Consider the following 16,023-nt stretch of genomic DNA (forward strand, 5'->3'; position numbering starts at 1 on the left):
GCAAGACGTGATAAAAAGATTAGCGAAGCATAAAAATTTTCGTAGATTTTTGCGAGAGGTATTTGCCATGGCTCGAGAAGGTGAAGTGGTTCTTGTCTATGTAGAAAATCAACCGGCTTTTTTTGCCCGCATTGAATCCATTACGCCGGATGTTAAACCCGGCTGGTTTCAGGTAAGAATGCTTGTTCTACAGCTTCCCATGATTGTCGTTACCTGGATTTTGAGAGAAGCTTACATCAACGGCGACGAATTCACCATGGGAGGGCGTCCTATAAGGATTACGCCGGTTGTGGCACCGCCTGCCGAATTGTGGGATGAAGAAGATGAAAAGGAGGAAAGAGAAATCGAAGAAGTAGAAACTGAGAAGGATGAGATTATGGAGTCAGAAAATACGGGCGATAAGGGAGAAAAGGGTAAAACAAGAAAAGTTATTTCTCTTGCCGATAGAAAAAAGAAAAAAACAACGTAGGTTGCCACAATTTGATCCTTTTTATGTCATTTGGTTTTTCTAATTTTTGAGCAGTTTATTTGATTTTTGATGGTTTCCCAATGATCAGGGGAAAAGATGTCTTCTATCTTTTGTTGCTAAAACGTTTGATCATATTACGATTAGGTCAAATATCTCATGAAGACAGATGTATTTGCGCTATTTTCCAAAGGATTATTGACGTCGATCAGAGAATCTAGAGAAGTAGCACCTATTGCTCTATCTCAGTTTGGATTGGCTTTTTGCTTCAATGTCGTCATGTCTTTCATGCCTTTCTACATTATTCATGTTAGCCCCTACAGTTACTCCCAAACCATTGTCTGGATTGGACTTATCATGGGGCTCAACTCCTTTCTAGCCGCCATTGCCGCCCCCTTTTGGGGAAGCCTTACGTCTAAAATTAAGCCAAAGTTGCTTTTTCAGATGGCTTTTTGCTGTAATGCAATTGTCTTCATTTTGATAGGTTTTGCCACCAACCTTCCAACAATACTGGCCCTACGCCTTATGCAGGGAATTCTTGGAGGAGCATCAACTATCGGGCTGTTCATGATATCCAGAATCTCGCCCAGGGAACGCCTTTTACAAAACTTGGGATTGTATCAAATTTCTATTACATCTGGACAATTGTTGGGACCTCCAGTGGGAGCCTATCTAGCAGCTCACCTGGGTTATAAAAGTCCCTTTGTTTTCTCCTTTTTGCTTATAATGGTGTCTGTTATTCTGTGTCAAATTACAGTTCCAGACCTGAAAATAGATGGGTTTTCCCATGTTGATTCTGCCAAAAATAAGTCAGGAACTTACAAAGTTGTTATATGGGGATGGGGACTTATTCTGATTGCAACCGTTCATCTGACCTTTTTGCCAAGTATCCTTCCTTACATACTTAAAAGCTTTGGAATTTCAGGCCAGAAAGCCATCAAAATAGCCGGTTTTATAATGATGAGCTACACCGCGGCGGCTATTATTGGAAATTATACAATCAGCAATCTCATGGCTGGAAAAAAGCTGAGTTTAAGTATTGGATTTGTTTCCTTAGCTGCTGCCTTGTTCCAGATACTTCTTATATTTGCTAAGGGGCCTCTAAGCTTTACCATAATTCGGGTTTTTCAAACAGGTGTGGTTGCAGCTACTATGCCCCTTGTAATGACTCGATTTGCTATAGCCTTAGGCGGAACCGGAATCGGCTTTCTCAATTCCGCTAGATTTGCGGGAAACGCCTTAGGGCCTCTTATTGCTACCTCCGTTCTTGCTCATTCGAACCTTCTTGTTCTTTATGTTTTGATTTCCGCTTTGACTATTTTCATTTTTCTGGGTTTTTTCATAGCAGATCGTTTTAAGTCATCCTAGTCTATTGTTCTTTTGAAAATAGTTTTTTACCTGTTTTTGAGCCAAAGGAATAGGGCCTGTATCTGGGATGTTTTATCTTGATTGTGCGCACAACAATTTCATTGCATTAAGACGCCAGAGCAGGATTATAAAATCGAAAATTCTCTGCTGTTTCACCGAGATGGTAGCCATATACGGTGTGTTTTTGATTGAAAAGCATGTTTGTGCCTCCCTACGGAATCTGTTTAGAGCAGCCTGCGGGTAGAGATAGGTGAGCCATCTTTTTCTGAAATTCCCATGCAAAACTTTAGCTCGTGTTTCCAAAAAAGATCCACACCTGGATTTTCTAGCTAATAGGAACTCCTTTTTCTATTTTCAGCATTGACTTATGGGAACGTAAAGTTCCTGACTTTAAAAAAATGAAACAGAGAGTTTTTCCGATAGTCTTATTTTTCAAGGTTTTAAGAAAGGGATGGTTACCTGGCATGATCTGTGCTTTAACATAATGGCGACGGTAGCGGTAAGGTTGATCGTTAGATCAATCACCGCACCGATAGAGATAAAACTCATAAATGGAGGATGAAACTTTATGAAGAAACAAGCTTTGATGGGTCTTGTCACAGCAGTTGCGGTAGGTCTCACTTTTTCACTTGCTCAGGCTGCCGATGAAGCTAAAAAACCAGCTCCAGCTCCAGCCGCTCAAACTCAAGCTGCTCCTGAGAAGAAAGAGGCCGCTGGTGAGCAGATGACAGTTAAAGGCAAAGTCGAAGCTGCTGGCGATCAGTTCGTGATCAAGACCGAGGACAAGAAAGAATTCAAGCTGGACGGAAAAGATCTCAAGAATTACGCAGGGAAGGATGTTGAAGTTAAGGGTCAGCTTGATAAGGCGACCAATACAATCAAAGTAATGGAAATTAAAGAAGCTAAGCCTGCAAAGTAGTAAGATAGTGTAGCTAATAATTAAAATGGGGGCACGTGAAAGGTGCCTCCGTAAAACAAAAGGGGCTGTGAACCAGCCCCTTTTGAATTTTAAAGCCTAAGAAGAAGGTCTTTAACGACCGTATTTACCGCTTATAGTTGCAGAATCCAGCACCTTGCCTTCAATAGCTCTTTTGAAATCTGTGAGAGAAGCTTCCAGTGGCAGATCAAGTTGTTCTACCTTGAGCGCGTAAATGGTAATTACATAAGTATGTTCTCCTGTTCCAGGAGGTGGTTGAGGTCCTCCGTAACCCATGTCCCCCCAAGAATTCTTAAGTTCTTTAGCCCCAGGTGGCATGGCTCTTTTGGATGCTCCTTCTGGAAGAGTGTTTACATTTGCCGGAATATTTATTACTAGCCAGTGAACCCAGCTTTTGGCTACCGGATGAATATCAACAATGGACAATGCGAAAGATTTGGTTTCAAGAGGAGCATTTTTCCATACTAGCGGTATAGAAATGTTTTTTCCTCCGGCAGGGGGCATTACATACTGGATTGGAATCTTGCCGCCGTCTTCAAAAGCGGGACTCGACAATTCCATGGCCTTCGCTGTTGATGCTCCATAAAGGACAAGCATCAGACCGGCCCCTGCCAAACTTAATAAAGCTAAGAGTCTCTTTCGCCGTTTCATAGCTTTTTTCCTCCATGGCCCTGCCAATGTTTAGATTATTCTACTGTTACACTTTTTGCCAAATTCCTAGGCTGATCCACATCTGTTCCTTTTTCCAGGGCAACGTAATAAGCCAGGAGTTGTAAAGGTATAACAAACAGAAATGGGCTTAGAAGCTCATGGGTTGAAGGAACAAAAAAGCTGGCGTGACCAAGCTCGCTGATTTCTCTCCTTAATGTTTCTTCCGCGATAATGTAAACTTTCCCGCCTCTAGCTTTTACTTCCTCTATGTTGCTCTTCATTTTTTCGAAAAACACTCCCCTCTGGACTAGACACACAACAGGGACTCTTTCGTCAATGAGAGCTATGGGACCATGTTTCATTTCACCTGCAGGATAACCTTCGGCATGAATATAGGAGATTTCCTTAAGCTTCAAAGCCCCTTCAAGAGCAATGGGAAATAGAATGTTTCGTCCGAGATATAAAACGGTTTGAGCTGTTGCTATGGAGCGTGCCCATGCTTCAATTTCTGAAGCTTGCCTTAGCACTTGAGATACCTTAGATGGAATTTCTAACAAGGCTGTAGCAATTTCCTTGTTTGCCGAAATTCCATGTCGGATTTTAACTCCGAGCATTGCCATCATAACCAGCGCAGCCAGCTGTGCTGTGAAAGCCTTTGTTGAAGCGACTCCGATTTCGGGACCGGCGTGAGTATAAATAACCGCATCGGTCATCCGGGAAAGGCTACTTCCTAAAACATTTACAATGGAGCAGGATGGAACTCCCGCTTCAATCGCGATTTTTACAGCTCCTTTGGTATCCGCTGTCTCCCCGGATTGGCTTATGGCAACCAGAAGCGTATGGCGATTGAGCAAAGTTGGACGGTAACGAAATTCTGAAGCGATATCAGCTTCACAGGGCACCTTTAGGATGGTTTCAAAAAGATACTTACCGATAAGACTAGCGTGATAAGATGTCCCGCAAGCAACCAAAACGATTCTTTCGACATCTTTAAGAATCTTTTCGAGATTAGATGCATGGGGCAGAAAAACTCCCCCTGTTTCAACGTGAAGGTAGGGTTTAATTGTATCTGATATTGCTCTGGGTTGTTCAAAGATCTCTTTTTGCATAAAGTGCTTGTAGCCACTTTTTTCCGCAAGGGCGGGAGACCAACTGATGATCTCGACGGAACGGTCTATTTTAGATCCATCCGATTTGTAGATGGTTACAGTATCGGCTTTGATTTCACCAATGTCTCCATCCTCAAGAAATATAACTTTCCGAGTGAAGGGGAGCAGAGCGGGAATATCGGATGCTATGTAATTTCCATCTTCTCCAATTCCAATAACTAAAGGGCTTTCGTGTTTAGCTATGAAAATTCGATCCGGGAGATGTTCACACATAATTGCCAAAGCGTAAGCTCCTTTAATGCAACTTATTGTTTTTAGAAAAGCTTTCCATTCATTTAATCCCTGTTGCCAGAATAAATCCATCAACTTGACGATAATTTCTGTATCAGTTTCGGAGGTGAATTCATGTCCGGCTTCTTGTAGGGTTTTCTTTAATTCGTGGTAATTTTCTATAATTCCATTGTGGACAACAACAAAAGGACCTGAACGGTGGGGATGGGCGTTATTTTCGTTTGGAATTCCGTGAGTAGCCCATCGAGTATGTCCGATACCTATAGTGGCATCTACACAAAGGTTCTGTAACTTTTTTTCCAAGTCACATATTTTGCCTGCCGATCTTACGCGAATTATGTTAAGGCTTTTTGGTTCAAAGCATGCTATGCCTGCACTGTCATATCCTCTATACTCAAGACGTTTTAGCCCTTCTATAAGAATGGGAACGACTAACCGGTTACCCACGTAACCTATAATGCCGCACATAACGAAATCCTTTCCTGCTTTGGAAATTTGATTGAAATTAAAGGCTCGATCTACAGATGTTTTAATAGCTCGAAGCTATTAAAAAATCTAACCCAAAATTGCTATTAGGCAATGAAATGATTTGCGTGGGGATACAAATCGGGGATGACGGGGGCACATTGTAAAAAAACACCCTCCCTGCTTTATTAAGGGGAGGGTGTTTTAGGTGTAGAAATATCTCTGAACTACCTGGGTCTTCCTATTCCTCGTTCTGCCACTTTCAGTCGTGCCAAAGCACGCTGAAGGGCTGCCTGAGCTCTCGCGAACTCCAACTTATCTCTTGCTTCTCTTAAGCGCCGCTCCGCTCGCTCTTTTGCTGCTCGAGCTCTTATTACATCAATATCGGTTGCCTCTTCGGCGGCCGAAGCTAAAATCGTTACCCGATCAGGAAGGACCTCCGCATACCCTCCCATGATCGCAACGTAACGTTCAACTCCATCTTTTTTGAATCTCAATTCCCCGATTTTTAGTTTGGTCAGGAAGGGAACGTGGCGAACCAGGGCACCAAACTCTCCTAGCTCTCCCGGCGCCACCACAATGTCCACTTCTTCACTGACCACCTTTCTTTCGGGTGTGACTATTTCCAACAGAAGTTTGTCAGCCATATTATCCCCGCTTCATCTGTTTCTTTCATTTATGCTGCTGCCAGCTGACGAGCCTTTTCAACGGCCTCTTCAATGGTTCCCACCATGTAGAAGGCCTGTTCTGGGAGATCGTCGTATTTGCCTTCGCAAATTTCCTTGAATCCGCGGATGGTATCTTCCAGTTTCACGTAGCGACCTGGTGTTCCCGTAAAGGCTTCAGCCACATGGAATGGTTGCGACAGGAAGCGCTGAATCTTTCTTGCTCTGGCAACGATAATTTTATCTTCTTCAGAGAGTTCGTCCATACCGAGAATGGCGATGATGTCCTGGAGATCTTTATATTTCTGAAGGATCTGCTGGACTCGACGAGCTGTGTAGTAATGTTCTTCGCCAAGTACGTTAGGATCGAGGATTCGGGATGTAGAATCAAGGGGGTCAACCGCTGGATAAATTCCGAGCTCTGCAATCTGGCGTGAAAGAACGACTGTTCCATCGAGGTGGGCAAATGTTGTTGCTGGAGCGGGGTCTGTTAAGTCGTCTGCTGGTACGTAAACGCACTGAACCGATGTAATAGATCCTTTAGTGGTGGATGTGATTCGCTCTTGAAGTTCTCCAAGGTCTGTTCCAAGAGTAGGCTGATAACCAACTGCAGAGGGCATACGACCGAGGAGCGCCGACACTTCTGCTCCTGCCTGAGTAAACCTGAAGATGTTGTCAATGAAAAGGAGCACGTCCTGACCTTCTACGTCTCGGAAGTATTCGGCCACGGTTAGAGCGGACAGAGCAACCCTAGCACGAGCTCCAGGCGGTTCCGTCATCTGTCCATAAACAAGACCAGCCCTTGGAAGAACCCCCGATGCCTTCATTTCTAAGTAAAGGTCGTTACCTTCTCGAGTTCTTTCGCCCACACCGGCAAACACTGAAATACCGCCATGTTGCATGGCTATGTTGTGGATCATTTCCATCATGACAACGGTTTTTCCGACGCCGGCGCCTCCAAACATCCCCATTTTACCGCCTCTGGGGAATGGAACAAGAAGGTCAATAACCTTAACACCGGTTTCCAGAACGCTAATGCTCACATCCTGCTCGGTAAATGTTGGAGCTGGACGGTGAATGGGCATGTAATGCTTGGCATTGACGGCACCCATCCCATCTACGGGACGCCCTACGACATTGATAACACGCCCTAGGACTTCTTTACCCACTGGCATCATGATTGGTTTTCCAGTATCTTTTGCGGGCATCCCACGGACAAGACCGTCTGTAAGATCCATTGCAATGGTTCTAACGATGTTGTTTCCAAGATGTTGAGCAACTTCCAGGACCAAATTATCTTCTTCGTCACTGATACCTGGATTGCTCACAAGAAGAGCCGTTAGAAGCGGGGGGAGCTTCCCCTCTTCAAATTCAACGTCAACGACGTTACCTATAACCTGAACAATTCTTCCTATATTCATCTGCTCAATGCCTCCTTACATGAGTCAAGGCATTTTTTATGCCTTTACTTTTCTATTTTTTCCTCAGAGCTTCTGCACCGCCGACGATGTCCATCAGTTCCTTAGTAATTGATGCTTGTCGAGTCTTGTTGTAAACCAGCGTCAGGCTTTTCACCATATCTTTACAGTTGTTTGTAGCATTATCCATTGCCGTCATTCTTGCTGCGTGTTCACTCACAGCAGTTTGGTAGAAACATTCGAGAATCTGGACATAGACGTAGTTTGGAAGTATGTCAGTTAAGATCTCATCATGAGACGGTTCAAAGAGATATTCAGGCATTCCTTCTGTTACGGCTGCTGGTTCTGGTTCTACAGGAAGTAGCTTTACGAGAGTCGGAACCTGACGGAGCATCGTTACAAAGCGAGAGTAGATTATATATACTTCATCCGCTTCCCCATTCTGAAACAGCTCTATTAGTTCATTTCCCAGCCGGAAAGCGTCATCATAGTTCGGCTTATTCAGAAGCCCTGTTAAAGCTTTTCTAAGAGGATATTTTCGCTTTCTAAAATATTCATTCCCCTTACGTCCTGCAGCAATAAGGCTTACCTGTTTTCCTTCAGCTACCCTTTCGTTGAGGAAGCGCTCTGCCAGCATTATAAGATTATTGTTAAAGCTGCCGCACAGACCTCTATCGGCTGTCAGAAGCACCAGCTCAACTTTCTTTACCTCAGCTCTGGGGGTGATCAACTCGAAACTGGAGCTTTTGTCCACCCTTGCCACAAGCCTTCCAATTACTTCGCGGAACTTGTTGGCATAAGGGTGGAAACGCTCCATATTCATCTGAGCGCCCCTGAGCTTTGCCGCAGCCACCATGTTCATGGCACGGGTAATTTGAGCCGTTTTCTTGACGGCATCAATCTTTCTTCGGATATCCCTTAATGTGGCCATAGGCTCACTCTCTTCCTTCCGCTTGAAGTTTTCTTAAGTCCTTAAGCCGCCTGGAAAATTTGGGCGAATTCCTCAAGGGCTTTTTTAATCTTTTCATCGAGATCCGGCGTAAGTTCCTTCTTTTCCTTGATTTCTCTAAGGATTTCCGGATGTTTGGTTTCCATAAACTCGTGCATCTGCTTTTCGTATTCTGTGACTTTTTCTACAGGAATCGGATCTAAGAACCCACGAGTGCCCGCATAAAGTGACACAATCTGCTTTTCAGCTGGCATTGGCTGATACTGAGGCTGTTTGAGCAGTTCCACGAGTCGCATACCGCGGTTAATCTGAGCAAGAGTGGCTTTATCGAGGTCACTTCCAAACTTTGCAAAAGCTTCAAGTTCTCGATACTGAGCAAGGTCCAGACGAAGTCTTCCCGCTACCTGTTTCATTGCTTTTATCTGAGCGGCACCACCGACTCGAGAAACCGAAAGACCTACGTTAATTGCTGGACGAACACCAGCAAAGAATAGACCGGCTTCCAGGTATATCTGTCCGTCTGTAATGGAGATTACGTTAGTGGGGATGTATGCTGACACGTCACCAGCTTGAGTTTCGATGATTGGGAGTGCGGTTAGAGAGCCACCGCCAAGCTCATCATTAAGTTTTGCAGCTCGCTCAAGAAGTCGGGAATGGCAGTAGAAAATGTCGCCCGGGTAAGCTTCGCGAGCAGGTGGTCGGCGCAACAGAAGCGATACCTGACGGTAAGCCGCTGCCTGCTTGGAAAGGTCGTCATAAATGATCAGAGCATGTTCGCCCTTATCTCTGAAATACTCTCCCATAGCACATCCGGCATAGGGAGCAATGTATTGAAGTGGCGCCGGATCGCTAGCACATGCCGCGACAACCGTTGTGTATTCTATTGCACCGTAACGGCGAAGTGTTTCAACAACCTGAGCAACCGTAGATTTTTTCTGGCCTACAGCGACATAAATACACTTAATGCCGCTATCTTTTTGGTTGATGATTGCGTCAACCGCTATTGCCGTTTTACCAAGCTGGCGGTCACCAATGATAAGCTCACGCTGGCCGCGGCCGATTGGGGTCATCGCATCGATCGCTTTAAGACCCGTATACATTGGCTCATTAACGGGTCTGCGGGCAATAACACCAGGAGCAAGCACTTCGATACGTCTGAATTCTTTTGCTTCAATGGGACCTTTGCCATCTAAGGGATTACCAACGGGATCAACCACTCGGCCAAGAACCGATTCGCCAACAGGAACCTGGGCAATTCGACCTGTTCTCTTGACGATTTGCCCTTCCTTGATGTGAATGTCTTCTCCAAGGATTGCGACACCCACGTTGTCTTCTTCAAGGTTAAGGGCGAGTCCATAGATTGGACCGTGATCGGTCGGGAACTCAAGCAATTCCATGGCCATGCATTTTTCTACGCCGTAAACACGGGCGATACCGTCACCGACGGAAAGAACGCGGCCAGTTTCGCTGAGCTCTACCGACTTTTCATAATCTTTAATCTGTTCTTTAATAATTTGGCTGATTTCTGCGGCTCTGATCTGCATTAACTCAACTCACCTCTCTTCAATGTTTCTTTAATATTCATCAACTGCGTCCTCACACTACCATCCAATACCAAATCGCCAACTTTAGCTATCACCCCACCAATCAGGTTGGGATCTTTTTTAAATTCGACAATCACGGTCTTTCCGACCTTTTCTTTTAGAGAAGTAGCGATTTTCTCTATTACTTTTTCATCAAGATCTGTTGCCGCGATAACTTCAGCTCTTACGATGCCGTTGTATTCATCGTAAAGCTTTTCGTAAACTCGAACGATGTCACGGAAATAGTCTATCCTTCTCTTTTCTACAAGTAATTCCAGGAACCTAGAAAGAAGAGGGGAAAGTTCAGTTTGATCTTTTACGCTTCTAAGAACCTGCTTTTTTACCTCCTCAGGGTATAAAGGACTTTTTAACACCTGTTCAAATTCTGGCACCTCATCTAGGAGGCGCTCCAGAGCCTTCAACTCATCCATGCACCCTTCAAGCCTTCCCTCATCTCGGGCTAACTCAAAGAGTGCCTTTGCGTATCTTCTGGCAACAACTTGACTTTTCACTTCGCCTCCACCACCTTTACTAGGAATTCTTCAATTAATCTTTCCTGATCCCCCATGTCCATTCTTTGCCTTAATATATCTTCAGCCGCCTTTACGGTTAGCTCGGCGACTTCTTCTCTAAGCTCATCTTTTGCTGCCTTCACTTCTTGCTGGATTGCTAGGCGAGCTTGCTGCTTAATGTAGTTCGCCTGGCGCTCGGCAGCTTCCAGTATCTTGGCTTTTTCCCTTTCAGCCTGGGCAATGTATTCTTGGAGAATTTTTTCGGCTTCCTTGTCCAGCATGGCAAGCTTAGCTTTGTATTCTGCACACTTACGCTCTGCTTCGTCTCTTTTTTGCTCCATGTCACGAAGAAGCTGCTCTATGTTTTCTCGCCTTGTTTTGAAATATGTTACGATTGGTTTCTTGAGAAGCTTATAAAGCACTGCAAAGAGAATAGCTGTATTTACAAGTCTTAACAAGAAATCAGTCCAATTAAGGCCGTGATGTCCTTCTGCTCCTTCAGAAGCCCAAGCAAACCCTGCACTGACTGTAATAACAATGGCCACCCCTAACAAATTAAGAATATTTGCTATTTTCTTCTCTCTCATGGGATTCACCTCGATTTTTCTATAAACTTCGCCCTAATATCTTGCTGGCAACCTCAAGCGAAAACATCTGAATTTGTTCTCTCAGTTCTTTTAGAGCCGTTTCTTTTTCTTTCTGAATCTCAGCTCTAACTCGAGCAAGCTCTTCTGATGCCTCCTGATAAGCCTTCTGGAGCATCTCCTTTTCTTGCTTTCTAGCTTGCTCTTTCTGTTCTTCCACTTTCAAACGGCCTGTAATCCTGGAGTTTTTAATGGTTTCCTCAAACTCCTTTACTGCATCCTCTGCTTCCTTGTTCGCCTGGTCTATAGCTTCCTTTTGATCTAGTATGAGTTTATTCCTTCTAGCAACCATCTGGCGAACAGGTCTGTAAAGCAAGATGTTCATAATAAACAGAAAAATCAGGAAACTTAACATCTGCACCCATAGGGTTACGTCAATAGCAATCATGGCAAACCCCTCTTTCTGTAAATATTGAGATAAAAATCACAATACTCTAAATACTACTCACCTTTTCTGGAACTGACATAGAACAAATTGCTAAAAGCCTGCTCTTACTATGAATCTCAGGATCGCTCAAACCTCTACCACAAGAAAAAAAACATTGCAAGCGAAAAGTGTAACAAGATGCCTGATCTCTTATGAGCTTTCTACTTCCTGAAACCAAAGCGTCTCATCGATACATTTTGAATCAGTCCAATAGATATTAAGCACCGTAAAAGAGCAGATCCTCCATAGCTTATAAAAGGAAGAGGGACACCAACCACCGGAAAGAAACCAAGAACCATGCCTATATTTATAATGGTCTCCCAGGCAATGTTAGCGCTTAAACCAATTACGAGAAGACTTCCAAAGCGATCTTTAGCAAGAAAGGATATCTGAAAACAGAAATATATGAGCAAACCGAAGAGAAAGAGAAGAACACTTCCCCCAGCAAATCCCCATTCCTCTGTCCATACAGCAAAAGCAAAATCTGTATGGCGTTCGGGCAAAAATCGCAGTTTACTTTGAGTTCCCTGAAGATATCCTTTTCCCCACAACATACCAGAACCAATGGCAATTCTAGCTTGTCTAATGTGGTAACCCCTCTTTTGGGGATCTCGATCTGGATCAATTGCTGTCCTGATACGATCTCGCTGGTATTCCTTTAAGCCATAGTGCCACAAGGGATAAGAAATAAGGACCCCAACAACGATCATTGCTAATATAATCCGCCACCGAATACCTAGACAAAAAAGAGTCGTGCATGACGTTATAAGTAGAATCATGGCCGTGCCAAGGTCGGGTTCTAGGAATATCAGCAAAAAGGGGGGAAGGATTATTAAAATAAAAACCCCAATCTGCCATAAAGAAGGATATAGTTTAACTCGATCCGATGCACCCCAAGCAGCCACTGCAATAATGAGAAAAATTTTTTCAAATTCTGACGGCTGAACTTGTATCGGTCCAATTTTCAACCATCGAACTGCTCCATGACTTTCTTCACCTGCAACCAACACGAGAGCTAACAGAAAAATTCCCACCATATAAAGAACAGGTGCAATTGTCTGGAGTCGGCGATAATCAAAAAATGTGGCTCCGATCATAGCTACAAAACCGAGAATCATCCACACCAGTTGTTTTAGGAAAATAGGACTACACCAGCTTGTTATATTATTGCTTTGGGAAATTTTAATTGTATAAGTTGAGCTGTATAAATTTACGAAACCACAAGTGATTAAAAATAAAACCGTAAGAAAAAGCGGCCAATGAAAATGGGTCAGAAGCCTTCTGTCTATCATTGAGCACTCTTATCTCTGGACGTTAAAAAGTATTCTTCAATTACGGATGCCACAATAGGAGCAGCCGCTGAACCACCATGTCCCCCATGTTCAACAATAGCAACAACCACAATTTCAGGATCTGATGTGGGAGCGTATCCGGCAAACCATGCATGGTCTCGAAATTGTTTGGGTATTTTTGACTCGTTTTCTACACGTTCGGCAAACTTAATAACCTGAGCTGTTCCGGTTTTACCAGCTATAGGTAAAGATTCTTTCCAAATTCTGTGAGCGGTTCCTCTTTGGTCCTTTACCACTCCTTCAAGCCCCATTTTGACTAGCTTAAAATAATCGGATTTAATAGGAATTTTTTTACTTTCTCCCGAAACACCTTTACTTTTTCCTTCTCCTTCAATTTTTTCTACTAGGAATGGTTTTTTAAGCACTCCATCACTTGCTATAGCCGCATAGGCTACAGCAAGCTGAATGGGTGTAACGGACAGATAACCCTGACCGATTGATACTGAAATTGTTTCTCCTTTATGCCATGGTTGTCGTAGAAATCTAAGTTTCCATTCGGGATCTGGAACGATGCCTGACTTTTCTACTGGAAGATCTATCCCTGTAGGGCTTCCCAAATTGAACATTTTAAAATATATGCTAAGTTTGGTTATACCTAATCTATTTCCCAGATTGTAGAAATAAACGTCGCAAGATTCAGTAATGGCTCTATATAAATCTACTCCTCCATGTCCTCCCTTTTTCCAGCATCGGTAGTCTCGATTACCGAAACGGAAAAAACCGGGACAGTTGACACTGTCTGACTTTCCTATGAGTCCTTCCTGTAATCCTGCAAGAGCGATAAACGGTTTTATGGTCGATCCTGGTGGATAGGCTGATTGAATGGCTCTGTTTAAAAGAGGGTGACGTGGATCGGAGTTAAGCATCTTCCAATCCTCTGGCTTTATCCCTTTTACAAAGAGATTTTCATCGAAAGATGGGCTACTAACCATGGCAATTACTGCACCTGTTTTCACATCTACTGCGACTACTACTCCTTCAACATTTTTCATAATTTCTTCAGCTTTATATTGGACCTGGGCATCAATAGTAAGCCAAATGTCGTGTCCAGGGATTGGATCTTTCTCATCCAGCACTCTCAGCTTTCTCCCCAGGGCGTCCACTTCAACCTCTCGAACTCCTCTTGTTCCTCTGAGGACTTTTTCGTAAACCTTTTCTATACCTGTTTTTCCAATGTCATCACCACTGCTGTAGTCTGAATATTCAGGTTTTGCCAATTCATCTTCAGTAATTTCACCCAAGTATCCCAATATATGGGAAGCCATACTGGGAAAACGATAATTTCTTACAGGTTCTATTTCTACATATATACCAGGCAGCCGATAATTGTTAGCTTCTATTTTTGCAAGGCAATCCCAGCTTATGTCATTCATGATACGAATAGGTTTAAAAAGAGGTGTTCGACGGTTTTTTTCAATCGCCGCTATTAGATTTTCTTCCGGAATATTGCACAAAAAGGAAACTTTCTGAATCACATCTTGAACGTTTACTTTTTCCCTGACAAGATAAACGTGGTATGCAGGTCTATTATCTACCAGAACTGACCCCCTACGATCGTATATGGTGCCTCGAGGGGCAGATACCGACTCTGTCCGCGTTCTATTATTTTCTGCTTGGTTAAAGAAAATTTCGCCTTTTATTATCTGCAAGTAATACAGCCTGAACCCATAGAGAGTAAGAAGGCCCAAAAAGAACCCCATCAATATGAATACATTTACTTTTACGTATTTGTCTCCGTTTTTCACTGTAAGATGATATTTCAACTTCATTACTGTAAGCCCCATTGATGGAAGATTACCTTCACTCAGACCCTCCAGTAAGCCAGGATGAAATGGGTATCAGAAGCAGAATGGCAACGGCTACTGTTAGCCCAAAGCGGGGGATAAGAACTGACAATGTGAATTCTGCTAAGTTGTAGAAATATTCGTAGGAATTTACCACGTAAACAATGATGAATAATTCCTGAAGAGCAGCACATAGGGCTGTTAAAACGATTTGATAAGGTAGAGATTTCATTTCCATTTCATCTGCTGTTAGATGAACGAGAGCTACAGCACATACGTAGGTTGCAATATGAAATCCCCACAAACGACCGGATAAAGCATCTAGGAGATACCCTATTGCGACGGCGAAAAACATATGATGTATGGGTTTAAAAATGGGAGCTACGCCTACTATCAGATAAAGAAATAGATCTACTCTGGCGTATAAAGGTAAAGCTAAGTATGCCATAAGCCACTGGCAGAATAGCAGTATTATTATAATGGCCATCAGACGTGGTAGGATGTATCGATATTCAATACGGGACTTTCTCGGCATCATTTTTTGTTGTCCAGTTCCTGTTTGGGGAATTCCGAAGGGATAAGAACAAGCACCTCTTCAATGTGAGCTAGTCTGGCAACAGGGGTAACTTCTACCTGCTGAAAGATTTTTAGAGGGTCTTTGTAATTTACTTTGACGATTCCCACTTTAAGTCCTTCCGGGAAAATACCGTCTTTTCCTGATGTCACCAGCAGGTCGCCAGGTTTTATATCTACGTCGTTTCGGACATATTTAAGAGCACAACTCTGGAAATCCTTTCCCACAACGATGCCTCGAACTCTGTTGCGTTGCACATATACATCTAATGCACTCGCTGGATCTGTTATAAGCATGACCCGAGAAAAACTTTTGCTTACATTAACGACTCGCCCGACCACTCCTTCATCATTAACTACGGGTGTATTTTCCACAACGCCGCTCTTGCTACCTCGGTTTATGATCACCGACTGAAAGAAACCGCTTAAATCATTTACCACCACCAGCGCCGGTATAGATTTCCACTCTATAGTAGTGCGAAATTCGAGAAGTCTCTTCAATCTCTGGTTTTCGATGTAGGCTTCTTTATATGCGAGAAGCTCATTTTCTAGGCGGATGATCTCTTTTCGCAACGCCTCGTTTTCTTCTTCAACGTGCACAAGCCAGACATATTTGGATATCAGTTCCTGAATGTTGTGGAAAACCTCCGTCCATGCAGAAAAAAGGGGCATGGTTAGGTTTAGCAGGGTTTGCTGGATAGAATCCATTGTGTGGCGTTTGTAGTTAAGGGAAAATATATATAAAGTTATAATTAAAATAAACAAAACGAACAAAAAGCCCCTAATCTGTCTAAGAAAATTCCACATAAAGGTTCGTCCCGCAAAGTAT

16 protein-coding genes are annotated in these 16,023 nt (G+C 43.4%); 3 read left to right on the plus strand and 13 right to left on the minus strand.

Features of this window, described 5'->3' with window-relative positions; all coding sequences use genetic code 11:
* The first annotated feature begins 67 nt into the window (after positions 1-67).
* The 3 genes from WHS38_06840 to WHS38_06850 all read left to right on the plus strand — a co-directional run bounded on the left by WHS38_06840 (position 68) and on the right by WHS38_06850 (position 2,753).
* Positions 68-469, plus strand: coding sequence for a hypothetical protein (locus WHS38_06840; GenBank protein MEJ5300688.1), 402 nt, complete (start codon positions 68-70; stop codon positions 467-469).
* 156 nt (positions 470-625) lie between these two features.
* On the plus strand, positions 626-1,834 hold the full coding sequence (locus WHS38_06845; protein ID MEJ5300689.1) for an MFS transporter: 1,209 nt from the start codon (positions 626-628) through the stop codon (positions 1,832-1,834).
* Positions 1,835-2,402: 568 nt separating this feature from the next.
* Complete coding sequence (locus WHS38_06850) at positions 2,403-2,753, plus strand: DUF5818 domain-containing protein (GenBank protein MEJ5300690.1); 351 nt, start codon at positions 2,403-2,405, stop codon at positions 2,751-2,753.
* Between the two features lie 111 nt (positions 2,754-2,864).
* Here the strand turns inward: WHS38_06850 and WHS38_06855 are convergent, their stop codons facing one another.
* The 13 genes from WHS38_06855 to mreC form a co-directional block, all read right to left on the minus strand.
* Positions 2,865-3,422 carry a YbhB/YbcL family Raf kinase inhibitor-like protein gene (locus WHS38_06855; protein ID MEJ5300691.1) on the minus strand — a complete coding sequence of 186 codons (558 nt, stop codon included), beginning with the start codon at positions 3,420-3,422 and terminating at the stop codon, positions 2,865-2,867.
* A 35-nt stretch (positions 3,423-3,457) separates the two neighbouring features.
* Positions 3,458-5,290 (minus strand): glutamine--fructose-6-phosphate transaminase (isomerizing), encoded by a 1,833-nt coding sequence (gene glmS, locus WHS38_06860; GenBank protein MEJ5300692.1) that lies wholly within the window; start codon positions 5,288-5,290, stop codon positions 3,458-3,460.
* A 224-nt stretch (positions 5,291-5,514) separates the two neighbouring features.
* Complete coding sequence (locus tag WHS38_06865; protein ID MEJ5300693.1) at positions 5,515-5,934, minus strand: F0F1 ATP synthase subunit epsilon; 420 nt, start codon at positions 5,932-5,934, stop codon at positions 5,515-5,517.
* Positions 5,935-5,963: 29 nt separating this feature from the next.
* Complete coding sequence (atpD, locus tag WHS38_06870; GenBank protein MEJ5300694.1) at positions 5,964-7,373, minus strand: F0F1 ATP synthase subunit beta; 1,410 nt, start codon at positions 7,371-7,373, stop codon at positions 5,964-5,966.
* A 52-nt stretch (positions 7,374-7,425) separates the two neighbouring features.
* The gene (gene atpG / locus WHS38_06875; GenBank protein ID MEJ5300695.1) at positions 7,426-8,301 is read right to left on the minus strand and encodes an ATP synthase F1 subunit gamma; all 876 of its coding nucleotides are present in this window, start codon (positions 8,299-8,301) and stop codon (positions 7,426-7,428) included.
* Positions 8,302-8,342: 41 nt separating this feature from the next.
* Positions 8,343-9,863: a F0F1 ATP synthase subunit alpha gene (gene atpA / locus WHS38_06880; GenBank protein ID MEJ5300696.1), complete on the minus strand. Its 1,521-nt coding sequence runs from the start codon at positions 9,861-9,863 to the stop codon at positions 8,343-8,345.
* Positions 9,863-10,414: an ATP synthase F1 subunit delta gene (gene atpH, locus WHS38_06885; protein ID MEJ5300697.1), complete on the minus strand. Its 552-nt coding sequence runs from the start codon at positions 10,412-10,414 to the stop codon at positions 9,863-9,865. The genes atpA and atpH overlap by 1 nt, the downstream gene beginning before the upstream one ends.
* Positions 10,411-11,001, minus strand: coding sequence for a F0F1 ATP synthase subunit B (atpF, locus tag WHS38_06890; GenBank protein ID MEJ5300698.1), 591 nt, complete (start codon positions 10,999-11,001; stop codon positions 10,411-10,413). The genes atpH and atpF overlap by 4 nt, the downstream gene beginning before the upstream one ends.
* Positions 11,002-11,020: 19 nt before the next feature.
* Complete coding sequence (locus WHS38_06895) at positions 11,021-11,446, minus strand: ATP synthase F0 subunit B (GenBank protein MEJ5300699.1); 426 nt, start codon at positions 11,444-11,446, stop codon at positions 11,021-11,023.
* 200 nt (positions 11,447-11,646) lie between these two features.
* Entirely contained in the window at positions 11,647-12,777 is a 1,131-nt protein-coding gene (rodA, locus tag WHS38_06900; protein ID MEJ5300700.1) for a rod shape-determining protein RodA, read from the minus strand.
* Positions 12,774-14,606, minus strand: coding sequence for a penicillin-binding protein 2 (gene mrdA, locus WHS38_06905; protein MEJ5300701.1), 1,833 nt, complete (start codon positions 14,604-14,606; stop codon positions 12,774-12,776). The genes rodA and mrdA overlap by 4 nt, the downstream gene beginning before the upstream one ends.
* A gap of 31 nt (positions 14,607-14,637) precedes the next feature.
* Positions 14,638-15,159: a hypothetical protein gene (locus WHS38_06910; GenBank protein MEJ5300702.1), complete on the minus strand. Its 522-nt coding sequence runs from the start codon at positions 15,157-15,159 to the stop codon at positions 14,638-14,640.
* Complete coding sequence (gene mreC / locus WHS38_06915; GenBank protein MEJ5300703.1) at positions 15,156-16,001, minus strand: rod shape-determining protein MreC; 846 nt, start codon at positions 15,999-16,001, stop codon at positions 15,156-15,158. Before mreC ends, WHS38_06910 begins: the two co-directional genes overlap by 4 nt.
* Positions 16,002-16,023 lie beyond the last annotated feature (22 nt).

It is taken from the genome of Thermodesulforhabdaceae bacterium (assembly GCA_037482015.1).
GTDB lineage: Bacteria > Desulfobacterota > Syntrophobacteria > Syntrophobacterales > Thermodesulforhabdaceae > JAOACS01.

Coding starts and splice junctions, on each gene's coding strand:
- WHS38_06840 (MEJ5300688.1), top strand. CDS start 68: ATGGCTCGAGAAGGTGAAGTGGTTCTTGTCTATGTAGAAAATCAACCG.
- WHS38_06845 (MEJ5300689.1), top strand. CDS start 626: ATGAAGACAGATGTATTTGCGCTATTTTCCAAAGGATTATTGACGTCG.
- WHS38_06850 (MEJ5300690.1), top strand. CDS start 2,403: ATGAAGAAACAAGCTTTGATGGGTCTTGTCACAGCAGTTGCGGTAGGT.
- WHS38_06855 (MEJ5300691.1), bottom strand. CDS start 3,422: ATGAAACGGCGAAAGAGACTCTTAGCTTTATTAAGTTTGGCAGGGGCC.
- glmS (MEJ5300692.1), bottom strand. CDS start 5,290: ATGTGCGGCATTATAGGTTACGTGGGTAACCGGTTAGTCGTTCCCATT.
- WHS38_06865 (MEJ5300693.1), bottom strand. CDS start 5,934: ATGGCTGACAAACTTCTGTTGGAAATAGTCACACCCGAAAGAAAGGTG.
- atpD (MEJ5300694.1), bottom strand. CDS start 7,373: ATGAATATAGGAAGAATTGTTCAGGTTATAGGTAACGTCGTTGACGTT.
- atpG (MEJ5300695.1), bottom strand. CDS start 8,301: ATGGCCACATTAAGGGATATCCGAAGAAAGATTGATGCCGTCAAGAAA.
- atpA (MEJ5300696.1), bottom strand. CDS start 9,863: ATGCAGATCAGAGCCGCAGAAATCAGCCAAATTATTAAAGAACAGATT.
- atpF (MEJ5300698.1), bottom strand. CDS start 11,001: ATGAGAGAGAAGAAAATAGCAAATATTCTTAATTTGTTAGGGGTGGCC.
- WHS38_06895 (MEJ5300699.1), bottom strand. CDS start 11,446: ATGATTGCTATTGACGTAACCCTATGGGTGCAGATGTTAAGTTTCCTG.
- rodA (MEJ5300700.1), bottom strand. CDS start 12,777: ATGATAGACAGAAGGCTTCTGACCCATTTTCATTGGCCGCTTTTTCTT.
- mrdA (MEJ5300701.1), bottom strand. CDS start 14,606: ATGAAGTTGAAATATCATCTTACAGTGAAAAACGGAGACAAATACGTA.
- WHS38_06910 (MEJ5300702.1), bottom strand. CDS start 15,159: ATGATGCCGAGAAAGTCCCGTATTGAATATCGATACATCCTACCACGT.
- mreC (MEJ5300703.1), bottom strand. CDS start 16,001: ATGTGGAATTTTCTTAGACAGATTAGGGGCTTTTTGTTCGTTTTGTTT.